We start from the raw sequence: 20344 nt of genomic DNA, 5'->3' as shown, positions 1-20344 counted from the left end.
CCTTCACACTTTGTACAACAATTGTCAAAAACGCGATCCCAATCGCCAGCACACCTGCCAGTACAAACATTCTAACCCCGATCCCCAAAAATCGCCCCCCATTCACCAATTCCCAGCACCCTTACATCCGTATCCAAGGGATAGCCATCAGCAACTGGGCAAATGATAAAATTGCGCGTTGTACCCAGGTCTGCTTTAGCAATGTGTAGGCTTTTGGTTAGTTTGGGGGTCGTGGTAAATTTGATTTCAACCAATATCTCGGCAATCCCACCTCTGACAATGACCAAATCCGCCTCGGTACCATCTTGCGTTCGATAATAAAACAGCTCAGCCCAGTTGGGTAAATTGCCTGCGATTTGTTCAATGACATAAGTTTCCCAAGATGCTCCAACAATAGGGTTGCCGATCATACTTTCAAAAGAAGGTACGCCCAGTAATTGATGCAAGATCCCGGTATCCCGCAAGTACAGTTTGGGGCTGCGGATCAGCCTTTTGCGCAGATTGGGTAGGTAAGGTTGTAACCTACGGATAAGGTATGAGGATTCAAAAAAATCCAGATAACGCCGCACGGAAGAATTACCAATCCCCAAACCTGAGGCGATGGTCTCCATATTTAAAACGCTACCACTTAAATGAGCGGTCATTTGCCAGAGTCGGCGGGTCAACGTCGGCTCCGCTTTTAGACCCAACGCAGGGAGATCTCGTTCCAGATAGGTAGTGATGAAATTGGTACGCCAAAGCCTGGCCAGTTCTTCGTCTGGCGCCAATAAAGAACCGTGAAAACCTCCTCGAAAACAATGTTGTCGCCAATCGGTCAAATCGGCTACCTCCTGCCATAAGAATGGCGTCAACTCGAAGTAGGCTATGCGGCCAGCTAGGGTTTCAGAAGCATCGCGGATAAGGTCGGGGGAGGCAGAACCGAGCAAAATAAAGCGCGCTGGCTTACGGTTTCGATCAATGGCACTGCGCAGTATAGGAAATAAATTCGGCAGGCGCTGTACTTCGTCCAGAATAACGGTTTTGTCTTCCAGAGGCTCCAGTAGCAACCGAGGATTGGCAAATTTGGCAAGGTCATCGGGGTCCTCCAGATCAAAATAGACAGTAGCCCGGGCACTGTTTTCTGCCAGATGTTTTGCCAAAGATGTTTTACCCACTTGCCGGGGCCCAACAATGGCTACTGCAGGAAAGTAATCCAGCAAACGGACAATTTCTGTTTCTGATTTTCTAGCAATGTAGCTCATTTTCCCTGCAATTTCGTTTTTCAATGGCGAAATTGCAGGGAAAAATACGATTTTATCAGCTTGTTGTCAACGATTGAGGTATAATTCCCACACAATTATTTCACTCACTCCGTAGCGACTTCACTAGATTTGCCACCACCGCCTTCACACTTTGCACCCCAATCGTCAAAACGCGATCCCAATCGCCAGCACACCTGTTCATTGCTCAAACCTTCCAAACATCTTCTTTAATTCCTCAATCAGGGTAAACGCATTAGAATTATACGGCTCCAAAGCCCCTTTAGGGGCGAAATATGGGTAGAAAAATGACAACCAGTGTCATTCAAAGCCCCTTTAGGGGCGAAATGTGGGTTATGTTTCGCCCCTAAAGGGGCTTTTGAAAAAAGGGGGGCTAATCATTCTACCCACATTTCGCCCCTAAAGAGGCTAAGTCGTAAAAACAAAATATTTACGAATTTTTAATGCATTTACCTTTAAATCCTCAATCCCCATGTTTTCGGGAACTGTTTTCCAAAATAACGCATTTATTTCTTCGTTCCTTCAACCTAATTTCCCCATAAAAACTAAAACTATGCGAGACCCGTTTGTAGTATCCAGCATCAGCTGGCGCGAGGTGCCCCTTGAAGTGGCCATCGATAATGTTGTCAGTATAGAAGAACTATTAAAAGCCAAAGTACAGCTCAGCGACTATGGTGACATTGCTGGAGTGGCTTTCATTTATGTGATTGAACAGGAGGAGGATTTCTACCAGGATGGTTTCAGTTACCGACCCAAGCTTAAAGAAATTCATACTCAAATACGCCTCCCCTACCACGAAGTCCAAAAATCTACCCAACAAGAAGTGCTGCACATGATGGCTGCCAAGTACATCGAAACCATGCAGCAGTGGCTACCCAGAAAGAAGATTGCCAATTTTGACTGGAAGCGTTTTGTCCAGGATGTGCAAGATGTATTTGAGCGGCAAGGGTGGTTAGCGGCGGTGGGGGCTTAGGTTGAGAACTTTCAATACATGGATTATGAGCCCAAAATCAATCCTTTTTTCTCCCCACTTTCCCTTACCTTCGCCGCGCAAATCAAAGCACCCGCAGCGCAGGCATGAAACGCGAATTCCTGGCCAATCTCCTTTTCCTCTTGTTCATCAATCTGGTGATCAAACCCACCTACCTCTTTGGGGTAGAGCGCGTGGTGCAAAACGTGGTGACCGAAAACCTCTACGGCATCTATTTCAGCATCCTGAATCTCACCCTAATTCTCAACATCATTACCGATTTTGGCATCCAGAATTACAATACCCGCTACATTGCGCAGCATCCGCATTTGTTGCCCAAGTACTTCAGTGCGTTTTTGCTCACCAAGGGTTTTTTGTCTTTGGTGTATGCACTGGTGTTGTTGCTGGTGGGGGTGATTACGGGCTACCTCTGGGAATATCCGGGCATTTTGCTGGGCATGACCCTGTGCCAGGTGCTCAATTCGATGGTGATGTATTTGCGCTCCAACATTGCAGGTTTGGGTTTGTACTGGATCGACAGTTTGGTATCGGTGATCGATCGCCTGGTGGTGATTTTGTTTTTGGGCATTCCCTTATGGATAGGGTATTACGAGGAGCGGAATTTTGACATTCAATGGTTTGTTAATGTCCAGTTGCTCGGCTATGCTGTGGGCGCAATTGTTTCCTTTGCCATTGTGCGTTACCATGCGGGGCCAATTGTATTTCGGTTCAACCGGTTGCGCATACTGGCGATTGTTAAAGCCGGATTACCTTTTACCCTAACCTTCATTTTGATGAGCATGTATACCCGTGTAGATGCCCCTTTGATGGAACGCATGTTGGTAGATGGCCGGGAACAAACGAATATTTATGCCTCGGCATTTCGACTCCTGGAAGCCAGTAATGTGATTGGTTATCTCTTTGCGAGTCTGCTGATGCCCATGTATGCTCGCTTGCTCAAAGTGGGAGGAGATGTTAAGCCTCTCGCGCATTTGGGTTTACAAATCATCTGGAGTGGGGGCATTTCCCTGGTGGCATGTACCATCATTTTCCGAGAAAGCATCATGACCAGTTTGTACACCAATGGCAGCATTTATTCTGCAAATATCCTCGGATGGGTGATCGTCAGTTTTATTCCCGTGAGTGGGGTCTATATTTTCAGCACTTTGTTGGTGGCGCAAGGCAGCCTTCGGGAGTTGAACCGGGTCTACGTCTGGGGTGTACTGCTCAATTTGGGGCTCAACCTCTGGCTAATTCCCTTACACAAGGCATTAGGGGCAGCGGAGGCGAATTGCATTACCCAAATCCTGATTTTTGCGGCACAGTTGTACCTGTGCAAGAAACTGATGGGGGTAGGTATTACCTGGGTACAAGCCATTAAATTTATCGCAATGGCCATTTTGTGCATTTGTATAGCCAGTTTGAGTTGGGTTTATCTTATGCCGACCCTCAAACTATGGGCTTTTTTAGTGGCCTTGGCGGGTTGTGGAATAATTGCTTTTGTTGTGCGTTTGATCAACATTCGGGAGGTATTGGGTTTACTTAAAACGCTTTAGGTTTTAGCCTTTAAGTTGAATTTAGCTTTTAAATGGAAAATAAAGACAATCTTTTTGGCGTGGTACGCACCTTGTACCAGTGGCGCAAACAAATTCTGGGGCTGTCGTTTCTGGCAGCGATAGGTACGGCGGGTATTTCCTTGTTGTTGCCCAATTTTTACAAAGCAACTACGGTTTTTTTGGCGGCCAGTCCAGATTTGGCGCGCCCCGACATCTTGTATGGTAAATCCATTGGGGGACAACCCTATGGTTCAGGCAACGACATCGACCGCATTTTGACCATTGCTGAGTCGAAGGAATTGGGGGATTATTTGATCGATACCTTCAATTTGTTTCAGCACTATCGGATTGCGCCAAATCAGCCCAAGTCATACGTATGGGCGCGGGAAAAACTTTTTTCGCGGATGGAAATCATCAAAACCAAACGTGATGCCATCCAATTGACTTTTGAGGATGTTGACCCCCAATTGGCGGCTCGGATCGCCAATGCCGCAAGGGAACGGATCAATTACTTGTCACAAGAAGTCATCAAGGGCAATCAACGCAAAAACCTCGCCTCCTATGAATCAGGTCTGGTTGTCAAAGAACGGATTTTGCAAGAACTGGCGGATAGTCTGAGCAAACTTCGGGCGAAGTACAAAATTTACAATACACGGCAAGTCTCTACCGATCTTTCGGCACGGTACATCATTGCCAAGGGCAGTTACTTTCGTTTCAAAGGAAGATGGGAATCGATGAAAAACAACCCACGAATACCCCGTGACTCCGTCGCTTTTACCGAAGCAACTATGAAAGGATATCAATCCGAAGTAGAAAGTTTACAAGAAGAGTTGAACAACCTGGCGGGCGGCGAAGCAGCCTTGATGATGATCGAAACCCGCTATTACACCTCCAACGGGCAGTTGGGCGACGAGGTAGAAAAAGCCAAAATGCTACGTACTGCGCTGGAAGCGGACGTCCCAACGGTATTGGTTGTGGAAGAAGCGGAAGTCCCCGTGCTCAAATCCCGGCCACGACGTTCCTTATTGGTTCTTGCTGCAGGAGCAATTGCCTTTGTAATTGGCTGCTTTGGGGTATTGTTGTTCGATGCCTATCGTGAAAACAAATGGGGAGAAGCCATCGATGCGCGCTAATCAACTGATGCACCAATCGCGGAAAACGTCGGAGCTTCAAGTGCTATTTTGGGGACTGGCGTTGATCACCCTTTTGTCCATTTGGGCAGGGGTGGCGCTCAATTTCATTTATTTGGCGGGTTTGCCGCTGCTTGTATTGGCCATTTATTGGACGATGATGGACATTCGCACCATCTATTTTTTGCTGATGGCCTGCATTCCGCTGTCGACCGAGGTGGTTTTACCCAATGGCTTTGGTACAGATTTGCCCGATGAGCCCTTGATTGTTGGTCTATTTTTGGTCAGTATACCCTTTTTGTTCCACAACATTCACCGCATCAGTAGCAAATTTATCCTGCATCCTATCTCATTGTTGCTGCTCTTGCACTTCAGCTGGATTTTGCTTTGCACCCTACAGTCCAAGCTGCTTTTTGTGTCGGTTAAATATTTACTGGCCAAAAGCTGGTACATCGTGGTTTTTTATTGCCTGACTGGTTATTTCATCGACCGCAGGGAACAATACCAGCGCTTGTTTTGGTGGGTATTTTGGCCCTTGATCTTTACTGTAGCAGTCATCATGTTGCGGCATGCTTTGACGGGTTTTTCTTTTGCTGAAATCAATTTTGTACTGCGCCCTTTTTACCGCAATCACGTTAGTTATGCGGGCTTATTGGCTTTGTTTTTCCCGCTGATGTGGTTTGCACCCGTTCAATTTCCGCGTTTTTCCCTCAAGTGGTACTTGTTTTTTGGGGCAATGGGCTTGATGCTGCTGGCCATTTATTTTACCTATACCCGGGCGGCTTATGTCGCAGTGGTTATGGCGGCGGGCGCTTATTTTATCATCAAATGGCGGTTGATGCGCCCGGTATTGGCCGTGGCGGGGGTAGCCTTAATTGTCGGATTTTTGTACTTAAGTTATGACAACAATTACCTCGATTTTGCGCCGGATTTCAACAAAACCATCAGTCACGAGAATTTTGGCAACCTCATGGAGGCCACCTACAAGATGGAAGACATTTCCACCATGGAACGGGTATACCGCTGGGTTGCAGCTTTTCAAATGAGTTTGGATCGCCCCTGGATGGGTTTTGGGCCAGGTAATTTTGTCAATTTTTACCAATCTTATACGATTACCAGTTTTCAAACCTACGTCAGTGACAATCCCGAAGGCTCCGGAGTGCATTGTTATTACCTGATGACTCTGGTGGAGCAAGGGTACGTTGGGCTGATTTTGTTCATTGCCTTGAGCTTTTTGGTGTTGATTCAAGCAGAAAAAATCTACCACCGTTGTACTGACCCGATCAGACAGCGCATCATCATGGCTGTGACCTTGTGTACGGTGGTGATGGACGCCTTTTTGTTGATCAATGATATGGTAGAAACCGATAAAATGGGTTCATTTTTCTTCGTTTGTATGGCGGTATTGGTCAATCAGGACCTCGAAAACAACAAAAAATAGACTTGCTTTATCTTTAAGTTTACAACGTAGCAACATGAATGTAAAGGAAGGACTGCAAAGGGTAGAACAATTGGCTTTGGGATCAAAAATTACCCGGTTAAAAGCACAACCCCTGAAGTATCTTTTGGGGATGGCTTTTATGAAAATTATTTACCCCTTTACCAAAAAAGGAATCATCGTTAAAGCCCACACTTTTTTTGGAACGGATCTTCAATTGGTTTTGCCTTCGGGGATGGATATATTTTTGACTGGCGGCAAATCCCATGCTTCTGAAATTCGCTTGGCCAGGTTCATGATCAATACATTGAAAGAAGGCGAGCAGTTCATCGATGTGGGTGCCCATCTGGGTTATTTTTCTACCCTGGCCGCACACCTGGTTGGGACAAGTGGTAAAGTGATTGCTTTTGAGGCTTCAAAAAACACCTTTGCTTTCCTTAGCAAAAATTTGCAGAACCTGCCACAAGCAAACTGCTTGAATCAAGCCGTTTCGGATGAAAATGGGGTGCTTTCCTTTTATGAATTCCCCATTTTGTACTCTGAATACAACACACTGGAAGTCAAACAATTTGAACAAAAAAACTGGTATACAAAAAACAAACCGAACAAGGCAAATGTTACCACCATTACCCTGGACAAATTCATTGCACAAAATCATTTGCAACCCAACCTGATCAAAATCGACGTAGAAGGTGCGGAATACCGCGTATTGCTGGGCATGCAAAACTTTCTAAAAACTACATTGAAGTGCCCCATCGTTATGGAATACCTCGGTGCGGAGCGGCACAATACCGCCCATCAAGATGCGGCAAACTTACTTCGCGTAATGGGCTATGAAAGCTTTAGTATTGATCCTGAAGGAAAGTTGATGGCCGTGCCTGACCTAAACGAGTATTTGCTGCGCAACAATCTTGAGTCCGACAATATCGTTTTTCAAAAAAATCAACCGTGAGTCTACTCGTGGCGAATCGCATCCACAGGATTCAATCGGGCCGCTTTGATGGCGGGAAAAGTGCCAAAAATCACTCCAATCAGGAGTGCAATCACCAAAATGACGATCAGGGTATTCCAGGTGTAAGCTGCTTGAAAAGGCGCTTGCGTGAGCGCCTTGATGATGGGAATAAAAATGCTGGTGCCCAAAATGCCCAAACCCAGTCCCATCAAACTTCCCAAAAAGGACACCGTAATGGATTCGGATAAAAACAGGCGCATGATGTCGCGTTTTTTGGCACCCAGGGCTTTGCGTACCCCAATTTCTCGGGTGCGTTCGGTGACCGAAATGAGCAATACATTCATCACGCCGATGCCACCCACCAATACCGAGATGCCCACAATCATGCCCATCACAATGCGGAAAAGCAAAAAACCTTTTGCCACCTGATCCACCCGAAATTCGTTGCTAAGGACTTGAAAATCCTGGTGCTTACTGGGGAAATGTTTTTTCAGCCAGACCTCAGTGGCGGTTTTGATTTTGGGGACATCCTCTACCACATTTACTTCCAGGATACAAATGGGGGGCGATTGTGCCAGTGTACCTGCGGGAAGGCTACTGATGGGAACAAAAAATGTGGGGGCAGGTGTCTTACCCGGCTTCAACACTCCGATGATGGTATATTCTGCCTGCTGATGGCGAATCAGTTGCCCGATGAGCTGGTCTACAGTGCTTTTTTTAGCCAAAAGCTGAGCCAATTGGGCGCTAACGATGGCTACTTTAGCTCGATTGGTATGGTCGGTGGGTGAAAACTTGCGCCCCAGCATCAATACTTCCGTCGCGGGTAAATCGGGCGCAATCCCGGTGACTACGGCAGCTACTTGAGTGGAATCACCCACCCGTTGGAGGGCCGCATTGTGCTCGGTGAACAACAGCGCTTTAGCACGATCTTGAAATTCGGATTGCAGCTCCCTGAGGTCTTGATACTGCAAATACCCAAAACTGTCTTTTTTGACCCGAATGTTGTTGATGATCTGCTGGGTTTGGGTTTGGATCATCACGTTTTTGAGGTCGGTGGTACTGCTGATCTGCTCCTTGGCGTATTGCTCCATGCCATCGATGAGGGATAAAATAGAGACCAAAGCCGCTACCCCAATCACAATGCCCAGAATGGACAAAAAGGTATGAAAAAAATTGGAGCGAATGTTTTCGAAGGCTTCGGCAAAGGAAAAGCGGAGTTGTTTGAACATGGTACGGTGTTGTTTGGGCTTGATGCATCCAAAGCATCAAGTCGATTGCCTGAAATTAAGTGGATTGATTGAGGCAAGGGTAGCTTTTTCGATGGAAGAAAAGAATGATTAGACTTATGTTTATGCACTCAAATTTATTTTACCCAATGAAAGCAGAAATTGAAGTTTGTGTAGATACCCTGGAAGCTGCTCTGCAAGCCCAGGCGGATGGGGCCACCCGGATTGAATTGTGCGGGCGTTTGGACCTGGATGGTCTGACTCCCGATGAAGATTTTATCCAACAAGCGCTTCAGGAATTGGCCATTCCCATTCATGTGATGATCCGCCCCCGCGGTGGCGATTTTGTGTACACGGCGGAGGAACTGGGGCAAATGGAACTCGAGATTGCCTACTGCAAAGCCCAGGGCGTGCCCGGGGTAGTACTCGGCGCACTGACTTCAAGCGGCGAACTCGACCTGGAAAATATCCTGAAACTGGCTACCCTCGCCAAACCAGAAATGCTGGTGGTGGTGCACAAATGCATCGACTATACGCCGGATCCGGTTGCTGCTTTTGAACACCTGCTGGCCCACCACAACTTGATTGATTACGTGCTTACTTCCGGAGGGAAACCCACTGCACGCGAGGGTTTACCCGTGCTGCGCCAAATGGTGGCCCTGAGCAAGGGCCGGATTAAGGTGATGGCGGCGGGGAAAATCACGAAGGAGAATTTGGAGGCGTTGGCGGCAGAGATTGGGGGCCCGGCGTATCATGGACGGTTGATTGTGTGAGGTAATCGGAAGTTGTCTTTTGATAAAATCTGTTAGCACCTTCTTGGTCATCCCGCGTGGGGTATAAAGAAAAAGCAGGAATACCAGAGGTACAGGTAGCTACAGTTTTTGATTTTACTTATCTATTTTGTTGACTGAGCAGCGATGTCAAATAATTTTATGGTGATGTCAGAAACTGACTGTATTGCCCCTGATGTATTGGAAAGCACCACAATTGTAGTCTTTTGTTTGGGTAACAACATTAAGAATGTTGAAGCTCCGGTTTGGGTTCCATTGTGTCCATAAACCTGTCCATAATTGGGGTTTTCACCATATAAATACCACCCAAAGCCATAACCATTTCCTTGGGTTTTAAGATTTGGATTTTCAACCATCATTTTAAAAGTAGATTCCTTGATCAAACTAAAATTTAAAACCGCATCCCCGAATTTTAACATATCGCTTACCGTTGAATAAACGCCACCTCCAGGGATTCTGTCGCTTAAATTTGTTTGGTTAGCCTGTTTTATTTTGCCTTTGGAATCTGCGTGGTAAATGAGTGCTTTATTGGGAATGCTTTTATCAAAATATTCAATCCCTGTACTGGTCATTTGAGCTTTGTCCCAAATATTAGATTGTAAATAGGATTCATAACTTATTCCTGAAACCTTCTCAACAATAAGCCCTAATACTACATAGCCATACGTTGTATAATTAAAGGCTTGTCCAGGTGTAGCGATTAAAGCTCTTTCTTTAAACAAAGCTAATGCATCAGTCAAGCTGGGATAATTGATTTTGTTCTCTTGCTCCTTATTGCCGTTGTACCCATCCAATCCTGATGAATGTTGCAAGAGTTGTCTAATCGTAATTTCTCCTTCTTTCTTTTTTGGAAAATTTGGCAAGTAAGTTTGAATAGGCTCGTCCAATTTCAATTTTCCTTGCTCATAAAGCTGCATGATTGCGATTGCTGTCATTGGTTTGGTTATGGATGCAATTCTTGTTTTGGTCGTAGTGTCAAAAACTGCTTTATTTTCTACATCCATATATCCTGTTCCCTGTTGCCACTTTATGACTCCATTTACAGAGAAACCTGCACCAATACCAACGGTTCGATTCTCTTTAACTGCGCCTTCAATGAGATCGCTTGCTTTGTTTTGGAAAGTCTTTTCTTGTCCAAAAAGACTGATGGTTTGAAAAAGGATTCCATATACAATCAATTTCTTCATGTTCTTTCGTGTTTGTTTTAAAATAATGAACGACAGCATGGCGATGTGGCGGGCTTTTTAGCCCTACCGTTCAATTTAAGCCGATAAGTTCAAATTTGCAATTGGATTTACCCAAAGCCTCTCACCCCGCCTGACGCAAAATCTTCTCCATCTTCCGGCCCTTCGCCAACTCATCCACCAACTTATCCAAATACCGGACCTGCTGCGTCAAAGGATTTTCGATTTCCTCTATGCGATACCCACAGATTAGTCCGGTAATGAGCGGTGCATTGGGGTGTAGCGAAGCTCGTTGGAAGAATGTTTCAAACGTTACCTTTTCTTGGATGAGTTCTTGTAGCTTCTGGTCATCAAAGCCAGTTAACCACGTGATGACCTGATGCAATTCTTCTTTGGTCCTCCCTTTCTTCTCTACTTTGGTGAGGTACATCGGATAGACCGAAGCGAAGGTCATTTTTGCCATTCGCTGATGGTGGGTGTCGGAAATGTTCATGTCTGTCTTCACTTTTATGTTGTTTGTGAATACCAGTTGGTTTTTGAATTTGGATGTCGATGTTTTTGGATCATAAGTATCAGCTTTTGTAGAAAAACTCCAACTGTGCCAGGCGTTTTTTAACCCGTTTGTTTTTCATGGGTTCAAATTTGATTAGCTCAAGGTCTTTCTTTTTCACTACAACCCGAAACGGTTGGTTCATTTTGTTCGTGAGGTGATAGATGGTAGCGAGTTCGGCTAGATCTTCAGACCAGCTTGCCATTCCATATAGAGAGGCAAAGGGTGTTTTGCGCAGGGCCTTGTAAATCTCTGGTGCCAGTGCTATGGGTAACGTTTTGCCACTGCGGAAACGGGTTTTCTCCAACAGGGAATCAATGAATGGTTCGGTGGGTATGTTCATCTTATACCAAATGTTTTTGGTATAAGGAGTAGGCTCTACCAACTCCCCTCTTTCTTGGGGATGGGGTGTAATGTTTAAAACCACATCTACCACATGTGTAGCCTCGTGCAATAAAATATATTGAATCGCATCCAATTCACCAGCCTCAATACTGATTGCTAAATCGGGATTTGCGGTTCGGTCATAACAGGTATATTCTTTCTGGGTGGCCCATTCAGAAATCGTTTCATTCAGTATGCCCGCTCGAAAAGTAATGTTGAACATTTTTATGGAATCCGAGCTTTCTACTGGTGAGGTCAGGGCAGTATTGGGCATGTTGTCCATAAAGCTGATGCTGTGTAAATGCCCTTTCAGGGTTTTTTGATAAAGCGGAGGTAAAATGGCAAACGCTTTTTCAACTTTTGCCCGTTCAATTTCCGTTAATTCATGGTTTACAGGGTTCATTCCTGCTTCCCGAAACATTTTAAAAACACTTTCTGGGGCCATTAAAACTCGTTTAGCAAGGTCTGAATTGGGTACCTGGGCGTAACCATGAACTGCTAAAAATAAGCTAAGGACAATGGTGGAAAATTTACTGATCATGGTTAGCAACGTTTAGGCTTGGTTTTGATTTCTACCAGTTTTGATTTTTTTTCAGCCATTGGACACGAAGTTATAGGTTAGTCGTTTGATGTTTTTAAGCGATACTTTTCTGGTTTAGTCCCCGTTCGTTCAATCACTTTTCTGGCTTCCAAATCCAATTTTACGGTCTCCCCATACCATTGAACTCCCCCTTCAAAGCTGTCCTTTACATTGGCATACAATTGCTCCATCAACTCGGTGTGGGTCAGCTCGGATTGGCCTAAAATGGACAAAATCTGCTCCTTGATTACCTCGTATTTTTCCAGGGCAATGCGTTTGTTGGTTTTGCCTGGAAGAGGGTGGAGCGTTTGGATTTGTTCTCCTTTCATTTTTGTTATTCTACCCAAAAACCTCCTGATACAAATCAAAACTATCCTGCAAAATCTTAATCGCCGTTTCACGGTCCAAAAACTCTTCAACCACTACCGTTTTGTTCTCTAATTTTTTGTAATCTTCAAAAAAGCTCCGCATTTCAGAAATAAAATGTGCGGGCAATTCGGAGATGTCTTTGATGTGGCTTACACTTGGGTCACCTGCCGCTACCGCAATGATTTTATCGTCGGCCTCACCGTTGTCGAGCATGCGCATGACCCCGATTATTTTGGCAGGAACAATACACATGGGCACCACATCAATTTGGGATAGGATCAATATATCCAAGGGATCCTTGTCGTCACAGTAACTCTGAGGAATGAACCCGTAATTTGCCGGATAATACACCGAAGAATAAAGTACCCGATCCAATATCAAAAGGCCACTTTCTTTGTCGAGTTCGTATTTGGCGCGGGTGCCTTTGGGTATTTCAATGATGCCGTTGACAATGTCTGGCAAATTGTCGCCAGGTGAAACATGATGCCAGGGGTTGAAGGTATTTTTCATTTGATATTGGTTTTATTGTTGATCAAAGTTACTCAAAAGAAAAACCTCGGGTTCTCATAAATCACATCCCCCGAATTCCTTCCATTGATGAAGTAGCGCAGCACCACCTCCAAGCTACCATTGTTGTACCGCCGCAATTCCGATAAGGTCGCATCGTAGGACATGCCAATGAGCAAGTTTTTGCCCATTTGTACACTAAATAGGCCTGATACCGATTCACCCACCCCCGATGCACTGGAACCACCCAAACGGTAGGATGCCCCAAAAGTGTAACGTTCGTTAAAAATCAGGCTGAGGTTGGCATCGGCATCAAAAGGTGCACCTTTGACATATTTGAGTAAGGTTTGTGGTTGCAATTTGATCTTCTCACCCAGCGGAATCATCACCCCGGTCATCAGGAAAAAATGCGGCGTTTCGCGCGAAATGGTGCCACTGCCGTCGGCCAGATCGATGCTCACGTTCAACAAGCGTGGGGAAGATACACCAATGTAAAAATTCTGCGCATCGTAATAAATGCCCGCGCCAAAATTGGGCACGTATTTGCTTTGTAAACCCGCCGGAATCGCCCCATCAATCGAGGTCGGCTGCGAGCCTTCTAACTCCGAAAAATTCATTTGAAAATTGCGGATCGAGGTCATCAAACCCAGATTGAGGTGCCCCCGAGGCACAGGTATGCGGTAGGCATAAGCCAACTCCGCTGTGTATTGCTTGGTTACCCCAATGGAGGCCAGCGCAAAATTGGCCCCAATGCCCACCCGGTTGTTGAGCACTGGCATGTTTAGGGACAAGAGTTGTACCATCGGCGCACCTTTGATGCCCAGCCATTGCTGTCGTACCAAGGCCGCGATGGAGATGCCTTCGGCGTTGCCCGCGTAGGCTGGATTAAAGCCCAGTTTGTAATGCTGAAATTGGGTGAACTGGTTTTCTTGTTGAGCCTGCACCCCGCAGCCCAAGCCCAGAATGATGAATAGGAGGTAGATTTTTCTCATAGCCTGTGTTTATCGCTGGATGACTAAAAATCCGTTTTTAGGCTTTTGTCCTTTGCCAAAATCAAGGATGTAGAAATAGGTGTCCGCTGGTAAATCTTCGCCATTGTAGGTGCCCGACCAGGTGTTTTTGTAGGGTTTGCCCGATCGGAATACTTCATCGCCCCAGCGATTGAAGATGATGACCTGGCTTTCAGGGTACTCGGTATCGTCCAACAAACAAGGGATCGTAAAGACATCGTTGATCAAGTCATTGTTGGGCGTGATCACCGAAGGGATCTTGCAATCCGCATCCGAACCGATCTCAATGGTCACTTCCGCTTGGGAACAGTCGCAACCCGCGCTACAGATTTGATACAAAAACTTGTCTTCGCCCACAAAATTGGTGCGCGGTGTGTACGTAAAGATGCCATTTCCGGTGGCAAGCAAGCTCCCATTAAAAGGCTGCCTAATGATGCTCACCTGGGTATTGGCGGGTACCGTATCGTTGAGGAGTACGTTGATCGGGATGTCCAAACCAAAACCTCCACTCACGAGGTCGTTCAGGGCTTTGGGTGAACGTTTGTAGGTGATCACCACCGTATCGCGGGAATCTTTGCCACAAATACCATTGTCGACCTCCCAAACAAAGGTATTGTCCCCGATCCGCAAATTGCGCACCTGCGCTTTCGGGTCTTCGGGGTTGGGTATGTTTATGCCTTGCGTAATGGCGGTCCAACGCCCCCGGCTGCCATCCGTAGGATTATCGGCATCCAGCAGGATCACGGCTTCGTTGTTGCAGATGGATTGATCCCCTCCCGCATACGGCCCGGGGTCAGAAATCAATACCAAAACCTCGTCGATAATGTTCCCACAGCCACCCGCCTTAAGCGTCCAGGTGAAGGCATAAAGGTTGCCCGGTTGCATGCCCGTCACCCCGCTTTGAGGGTTAGTAGGATCTAGAATCAGTACTCCCAGCAATCCCTGAACTTCCGATTGACTCCAAACCCCTGGGGCACTGGTGGAAGGCCGCGCATTGAGTTTGATCTCACGGGAAAAACAAGCCAAAATATCCGTGCCGGCAAAGGCCGTATCGGGTTTGTTTACAGTGAGTTTTATCTCATCACTGGAATAATCACTACAAGCACCACTGGAAAGCGTCCAGCGGAAAGTATAATTTTGACCCCCTTTCAGGCCATCGACCAAGGTTCTAGCCAAACTGGGATCAACGATGCGCACACCCGTTGTATCCCCATTCACCAGGCTCCAGGTTCCCGTTCCAATCGCGGGTGCTTGTGCACTGAGGGTAATCGGAGATTTTTCACAACCCAAAAGGTCTGCGCCAGCAAAGGCTTGCCCAGCGGGGATTTTACTAAACGAAATAGGGAAAGGTTCCGATACCCTGGAATTACAAACCCCCAATTTGGCCTGCACCGTAAAATTGTTGATGCCTTCGGCAAAACTGCTCAAATCCAAAATGTCAAAATCAGTGGTGGTACTCGTACCCAGGGCCCCGTTTGGCCCACTCCAAGTGTATACCGCTCCTGCCGTGGCAGTGCCAGGCCTTAACGACAAGCGCAAGCGCGCATCAGCCCCACTGATGCACAAGGGACTATTGCCAACTAAAGATGGGCGGCGGGCACCCGCTAGCACCTCCACTTTGGTTGTTACGATGTCCGATTTACAACCATTGAGGGTAGCAAAAACGGAATAGGTACCCGCGTGCTGAGTAGAGTCTGCTTCGGCAATAATTGGACTGGCCAAAGAAGAACTAAAATTCGGCCCGCTCCAATTGTAGGTAGCACCAGGCACAAACGTAGATTTCAACTCGATGGGCAAACCCTGGCATACTGGACCACTCGCAGAGGCCGTGAGAATGGGTTTGGGTGTAACCTGTAATATGACTTCGCCAGACTCACGCGAATTACATCCATCAATGCTCACAAATACTGAATAGATACCCGAATCATCAGCTACTGATTGAGGGATACTGAAGCAAGGAGTCGTAGTCAAGAATACCCCCTTGTTGGGCGTAATCCAATTGTATGTCACAGTAGTTCCTTGATACGAATTGGTACAAAGGGTAATCGCACCACCTACACAAAGGGGTTGTATGGTTGTTTCTGAAAGTTTTGGTACCGTGGGTATCGCGGGTGGGTCGCTCATGTTGACGAGAGTGCTCACTGCTTCCGAGGTGCAGCCCCCCGCTGTAGTGATGACCACCGAATAATTGCCATTGTTGGCCTGGGTGGCATTGGGAATGGTTGCCTGGGCGGTATTGGCCGCAAACCCATTCGGGCCGGCCCAACTGTAGCGGAAATTGCCATCGTCGGCTGGGAAAAAATTGGCCGATAAAATGATGTCCGTCGGGCCCGTCAAACATTTGGGCGCGTTGTTGGTCACGTTAAAAATACGAATGCTGGTGATGACTTCAACCGTTACAGAGTCCATTCCCACGCAGCCTTCTGCGCTGGTCACCTTTATCACATACCGCCCGGAGTTGATCTGGCGAACATTGTCGATGGCCACAGTACTACCTACGGAGTTAAAATTGTTTGGGCCAGTCCACTGGAAAGCCGCATTGGGCGTGGCCGGGGTAACCTTTAGTTCCAGGCGACTGCTTTCACAAATGGTAGCTGAGCTGGCCGAGGCTTTGGGTTTGGGTTTGTCATTGACGACGACTTCCAATGCTTGTGAGAGGATTGAACTACATTCCTGATTGGTCAGGTACAAACGCCATGGGCCCTCCTGGGCATTGGTAACGTTGTTGAGGTCAAAACTACTTACGCTGGTGCGGAACTCTTCCAAAGCTGGGCTTACCCAGGTATAAAATGAAGCGCTGGCATTGGTGCGCAGGGTGATTTTTCCTCCTTCACAGGCCGCGCCTGAAGAGGTCAACTGTGGTTGCGCCGGACGCATCAATACGCTGACTGGGATAAAGGTTTGATCCGAAGCGCAACCAAAGCGTGAAACCACCAGGGTGTACACTCCCGCACTTGCCATGGTAGCGGCGGTGATGGCAGGGGGAGATTGACTGGTGGAACTGTAGCCGTTAGGCCCCATCCATTGATAGGTGATGCCGGGGCCTGCCACCTCGGTGCCAAATACGATGGGTTCCCCTTCACAAACTGAAAAACTGGCTTTTTTAGGAATGGCCTGGGGCTTTTGGTAAATGCGGATCACTTTAGGCGCAGAAGGCAGTGATTCACAACCGCCCGATTCGATGGTCAGGTAGTAGTTGTCCTGGCTTTCCGCATGGGGTGCCCGGATCGTCAGGCTGGGTACAATGGTTTGACCGATTACCGTACCATTGGGGGCTTCTCCTTTGTACCAGCGGAAAAACACATTGGAGCCCGATGGCGCAATCGATGAAGTCAAAACGATGTCTTCAGCGGAGCAGTAGTTTTCTTTGGTCAACAATAAAGTGGGCGTCACTGGCAAGTCCTCAATCGAAACCTCCACCACACCCGTCGACTTGCAGCCCGTGATCCCGGTGATTTCTACTGAATAAGACCCCGCGTTGCGCGAACTCACTTTGGGGATTTTGGGATTTTGCAAGTTGGACGCGAAACCATTAGGGCCCGTCCAGCGGAAGGTGAAAACCGTGCCACCATTGGCCAAGGGTGGATTGGCAAACAAAGACAAGGTGTCGTTGCCACACAAACCAGAGTTGGCAGCAGGAGCTGGGCGCTCGTTTTCGATGCGCACGATGGTCGAGCAACGGGCAATATTCCCGGCGCGGTCGGTAACAGTTAATGTCACATTTTGTACCGTTCCAGCCTGAGCACAGGTGAAGGTATTGGGGCTGAGGCTCAGGGTGGGTGCACCGCAGTTGTCCGAACTTCCGGCATCAATCTCGGTAGCATTGATTTGTTCCGTTTCCAGTCCCGAAGGATTGACGAACAAAGTGGTGGCCTGACATTTGGCCACCGGCAATTCATTGTCCTTAACCGTCACTTTAAAAGTACAGGTATCGGCATTGCCCCCGGCATCCTGAATGACGTAGGATACCCGGGTTTCACCCAATGCAAACTGCACCCTCACACTATCTGGCGGTACGGGCATCCGAGCAGCAGTTATAGGTGTAGCACCTTGCGCAAAATACAAGGGCAATACACTTGGGTAAGCCAGGTTGGCAAAAATGTAACCTTGCCGATCGGTATCCCCGTCGTTCACAATCGCGGATGGGATACAAGGATTGACCCCCTCTCCGGGTTGCCCGGAAGGTGTACTGATGCGGCGTGGCGCTACCCGCAGTACAATCACGCCATCGGCTGCCCAACGGTTAAAGGTATCACGGGGAATGCTGAGGTTCAACTGCCCAGCCTGATTACAGGTGGCATCGCCCAGGTTGGAATTGCCTAAAAAGCGACCGTTTTCTCCAAAAACTTCCAAAATGGCATTGGGGGAATTGAAGTCACCTTTGTAATTGACTACAATGCTGGCATCGCCCGTTGCATTGGGTGCCACGTTGGTAAAATTCAGCACTTTTCCTCCGGCGATGTAGCTGTTCAAAGCCGCATTGAAGGAGTAGGTCAAAAATGCGCTGCTGCTATCCAGGGGTAAAGTTCGGTTGTAACTACCGGCCAGGCTACAATTGTCGGTTGCTATAGGGCGCGGCAAAGTCAGAGCAGCTGTACAAGCTCCGGTAGCCAGAATCAGTTCAATATCCGGCGGGCAAATAATTTCGGGGCGCTCCCGATCCCGCACGGTGATGGTATAACTACAGGAGTCGGTATTGCCCGCACAGTCTTGTACGTAATAAGTGATGCGGTTGGCACCAATGTTTAAACTCACTTGAACAGGTACAAACCCTGGTATGGTTTTTACAGCTCCATTGTTGATGCGGTAGCGATACAGAATGTCTTCGTTATTGGGTGCCGCAAAAGTACAGATCTCGTTTACCGTTGGAGGCAGTAAGTTATAATTGGCGGTACATTGGCCCTGGTCAGCATTGATTTCGGCATCACTGGGGCAATTGCTCAGTTCCGGGGCCTGATCATCAATGACTTGAAAAACGGCGATGGCCGTATCCCGATTGCCACATTCATCTTCCACAATAAAACGCACCCGCCGCTCCAGAATAATACTGTCTCCGGTAGAACAACGCAGGGTAGGGAAACTCACCGCCCCGCCGCTTTGGGCGTCCTGCAAAATCCATCGCAGGGCAGAAGCTGGGGTGGTACAATTGTCTACTGCGAGTGCGTTGCCCAGGCTGCCGATCCAGGCATTGAATCGTGCTTCGGCATCCAAATTGGCATCACAATTCAAAATCAGGTTGATGGGTGCACGGGTGATCTCTGGTGCCGTGCGGTCGATCACCTCAATGCGCTGTTGGGCCGTAATGAAATTGCCACAACTATCCGTCAGCCGCCAGGTGCGCAGCACGATGTAATTGTTGTCGCAACTTCCACCTTGTAGTACGTCATTGAAGCTCAAATTGGCTTCCGTAAGGGCGCTACAGTTGTCGCTCAGGTTTTTAGGTTTGCCCGAAAAGGCTGGGTCATCCCCAAAGCGGCAATCGATGATGGTATCGCGGGCTGGTGTAAAACTGGGCTTGACATTGTCAATTACGGTGATGATTTGGCGTTGTACGGCGCTGTTGCCACACACGTCTTCACTTTTCCAGAGACGCCGCAGCTCGTAGGTGTTTTTGCAATTGGGGTCAGTACCATAAACAATTTCATCCGTAAAACTGAGGATTGGATCGGGGTCACAATTGTCTCTTAAAATGGGGATTCCTAAAATTTCAGGAATTGTGGCCACATTACAGGTGATGCTGGTATCAAGGGGGAATTGTCCAAAGGAAGGTGCATCAACATCCGTGATCACAATCACCTGTCTGTAATCGCTGCGGTTGCCACATTTGTCGAAGGCCCGCCAGGTACGCACAATTTTGCGGCGGTAAATACAGTTGCCACTGCCCACATCACTTTGGTTGTACACGACATTGGCCAGGGCACAGTTGTCCGTGATTTTTACCGTAGAAGTGTCTGGGATGGGATCTTTACAACCCAAAATCAGCGAGTCGGCAATGGAAGAAATGATCTTGGGCGCTTCATTGTCGCCGACGATGAATACATAGGTATCGTTGGAGACGGGTTGACCGCCCTGGTTCGTCACGGTAAAAGTCAGCCGCAAGGTGTCAACGCATGGCCCTTTAAAAACAAAGGCCTCCGGCGGAGTGGGGGTAATGGTTACGGTATGGCCGCTTTGCTGCGCGGGCAGCGTCACCTGTAGTTGTAAGGTATTGAACCAGGTGCTGTAGGCAGTATCGGCGTCTTCACAGGCCACAAGTGTCGTATCTTCCACCAAGCGGGTCAAAGGGAAAAAACGATCGGGCTGCTTGGCCTTTCCCGACAAAGCAGTGTCAAAAAGCAGGCATGTGGCCAGTATGGCGAGGGAGTAAACCAAATGCTTCATACCAAAACGGAAGTTTTGCGTTTTACGGATACATTTAGCATCTTAAACACAGTGACT

General features: G+C 47.6%; 15 protein-coding genes. 6 read left to right on the top strand and 9 right to left on the bottom strand.

What is annotated here, in order from left to right; all coding sequences use genetic code 11:
• Nucleotides 1-71: 71 nt before the first annotated feature.
• On the bottom strand, nt 72-1241 hold the full coding sequence (locus ACEW9O_RS12490; protein ID WP_373550500.1) for an ATP-binding protein: 1170 nt from the start codon (nt 1239-1241) through the stop codon (nt 72-74).
• Between the two features lie 571 nt (nt 1242-1812).
• Between ACEW9O_RS12490 and ACEW9O_RS12485 the strand changes: the two genes are divergently transcribed.
• From ACEW9O_RS12485 to ACEW9O_RS12465, 5 genes are all read left to right on the top strand, one after another.
• A complete protein-coding gene (locus ACEW9O_RS12485) occupies nt 1813-2232 on the top strand; it encodes a hypothetical protein (protein ID WP_373550499.1) in 420 nt (139 codons plus the stop codon).
• A gap of 104 nt (nt 2233-2336) precedes the next feature.
• Entirely contained in the window at nt 2337-3785 is a 1449-nt protein-coding gene (locus ACEW9O_RS12480; RefSeq protein ID WP_373550498.1) for an oligosaccharide flippase family protein, read from the top strand.
• Between the two features lie 32 nt (nt 3786-3817).
• Complete coding sequence (locus ACEW9O_RS12475) at nt 3818-4918, top strand: hypothetical protein (protein ID WP_373550497.1); 1101 nt, start codon at nt 3818-3820, stop codon at nt 4916-4918.
• Nucleotides 4908-6356, top strand: a complete 1449-nt coding sequence (locus tag ACEW9O_RS12470; protein ID WP_373550496.1) for an O-antigen ligase family protein — start codon at nt 4908-4910, stop codon at nt 6354-6356. Before ACEW9O_RS12475 ends, ACEW9O_RS12470 begins: the two co-directional genes overlap by 11 nt.
• 34 nt (nt 6357-6390) lie before the next feature.
• A complete protein-coding gene (locus ACEW9O_RS12465; protein WP_373550495.1) occupies nt 6391-7305 on the top strand; it encodes an FkbM family methyltransferase in 915 nt (304 codons plus the stop codon).
• A gap of 2 nt (nt 7306-7307) precedes the next feature.
• Here ACEW9O_RS12465 and ACEW9O_RS12460 read toward each other — a convergent pair whose 3' ends face one another.
• On the bottom strand, nt 7308-8534 hold the full coding sequence (locus ACEW9O_RS12460) for an ABC transporter permease (protein ID WP_373550494.1): 1227 nt from the start codon (nt 8532-8534) through the stop codon (nt 7308-7310).
• Nucleotides 8535-8680: 146 nt separating this feature from the next.
• On the opposite strand from ACEW9O_RS12460, the gene ACEW9O_RS12455 reads away from it, so the two are divergent.
• Nucleotides 8681-9304 (top strand): copper homeostasis protein CutC, encoded by a 624-nt coding sequence (locus tag ACEW9O_RS12455; RefSeq protein WP_373550493.1) that lies wholly within the window; start codon nt 8681-8683, stop codon nt 9302-9304.
• A 122-nt stretch (nt 9305-9426) separates the two neighbouring features.
• On the opposite strand, the gene ACEW9O_RS12450 is transcribed toward ACEW9O_RS12455, so the two are convergent.
• The 7 genes from ACEW9O_RS12450 to ACEW9O_RS12420 form a co-directional block, all read right to left on the bottom strand.
• Nucleotides 9427-10509, bottom strand: a complete 1083-nt coding sequence (locus ACEW9O_RS12450; RefSeq protein WP_373550492.1) for a serine hydrolase domain-containing protein — start codon at nt 10507-10509, stop codon at nt 9427-9429.
• 121 nt (nt 10510-10630) lie between these two features.
• On the bottom strand, nt 10631-10999 hold the full coding sequence (locus tag ACEW9O_RS12445) for a DUF2200 domain-containing protein (RefSeq protein WP_373550491.1): 369 nt from the start codon (nt 10997-10999) through the stop codon (nt 10631-10633).
• 79 nt (nt 11000-11078) lie between these two features.
• Complete coding sequence (locus tag ACEW9O_RS12440) at nt 11079-11981, bottom strand: hypothetical protein (protein ID WP_373550490.1); 903 nt, start codon at nt 11979-11981, stop codon at nt 11079-11081.
• 77 nt (nt 11982-12058) lie between these two features.
• Complete coding sequence (locus tag ACEW9O_RS12435) at nt 12059-12349, bottom strand: hypothetical protein (protein WP_373550489.1); 291 nt, start codon at nt 12347-12349, stop codon at nt 12059-12061.
• 10 nt (nt 12350-12359) lie between these two features.
• Nucleotides 12360-12899, bottom strand: a complete 540-nt coding sequence (locus tag ACEW9O_RS12430; protein ID WP_373550488.1) for an inorganic diphosphatase — start codon at nt 12897-12899, stop codon at nt 12360-12362.
• Nucleotides 12900-12931: 32 nt separating this feature from the next.
• The gene (locus tag ACEW9O_RS12425; RefSeq protein WP_373550487.1) at nt 12932-13888 is read right to left on the bottom strand and encodes a type IX secretion system membrane protein PorP/SprF; all 957 of its coding nucleotides are present in this window, start codon (nt 13886-13888) and stop codon (nt 12932-12934) included.
• Between the two features lie 9 nt (nt 13889-13897).
• Nucleotides 13898-20287 carry a gliding motility-associated C-terminal domain-containing protein gene (locus ACEW9O_RS12420; RefSeq protein ID WP_373550486.1) on the bottom strand — a complete coding sequence of 2130 codons (6390 nt, stop codon included), beginning with the start codon at nt 20285-20287 and terminating at the stop codon, nt 13898-13900.
• Nucleotides 20288-20344: the final 57 nt, after the last annotated feature.

It is taken from the genome of Haliscomenobacter sp. (assembly GCF_041740695.1).
Classification (GTDB): Bacteria; Bacteroidota; Bacteroidia; order Chitinophagales; family Saprospiraceae; genus Haliscomenobacter.
The sequence above is the reverse complement of the archived record's forward strand: the minus strand, read 5'-3'. Positions and strand labels throughout refer to the sequence as shown.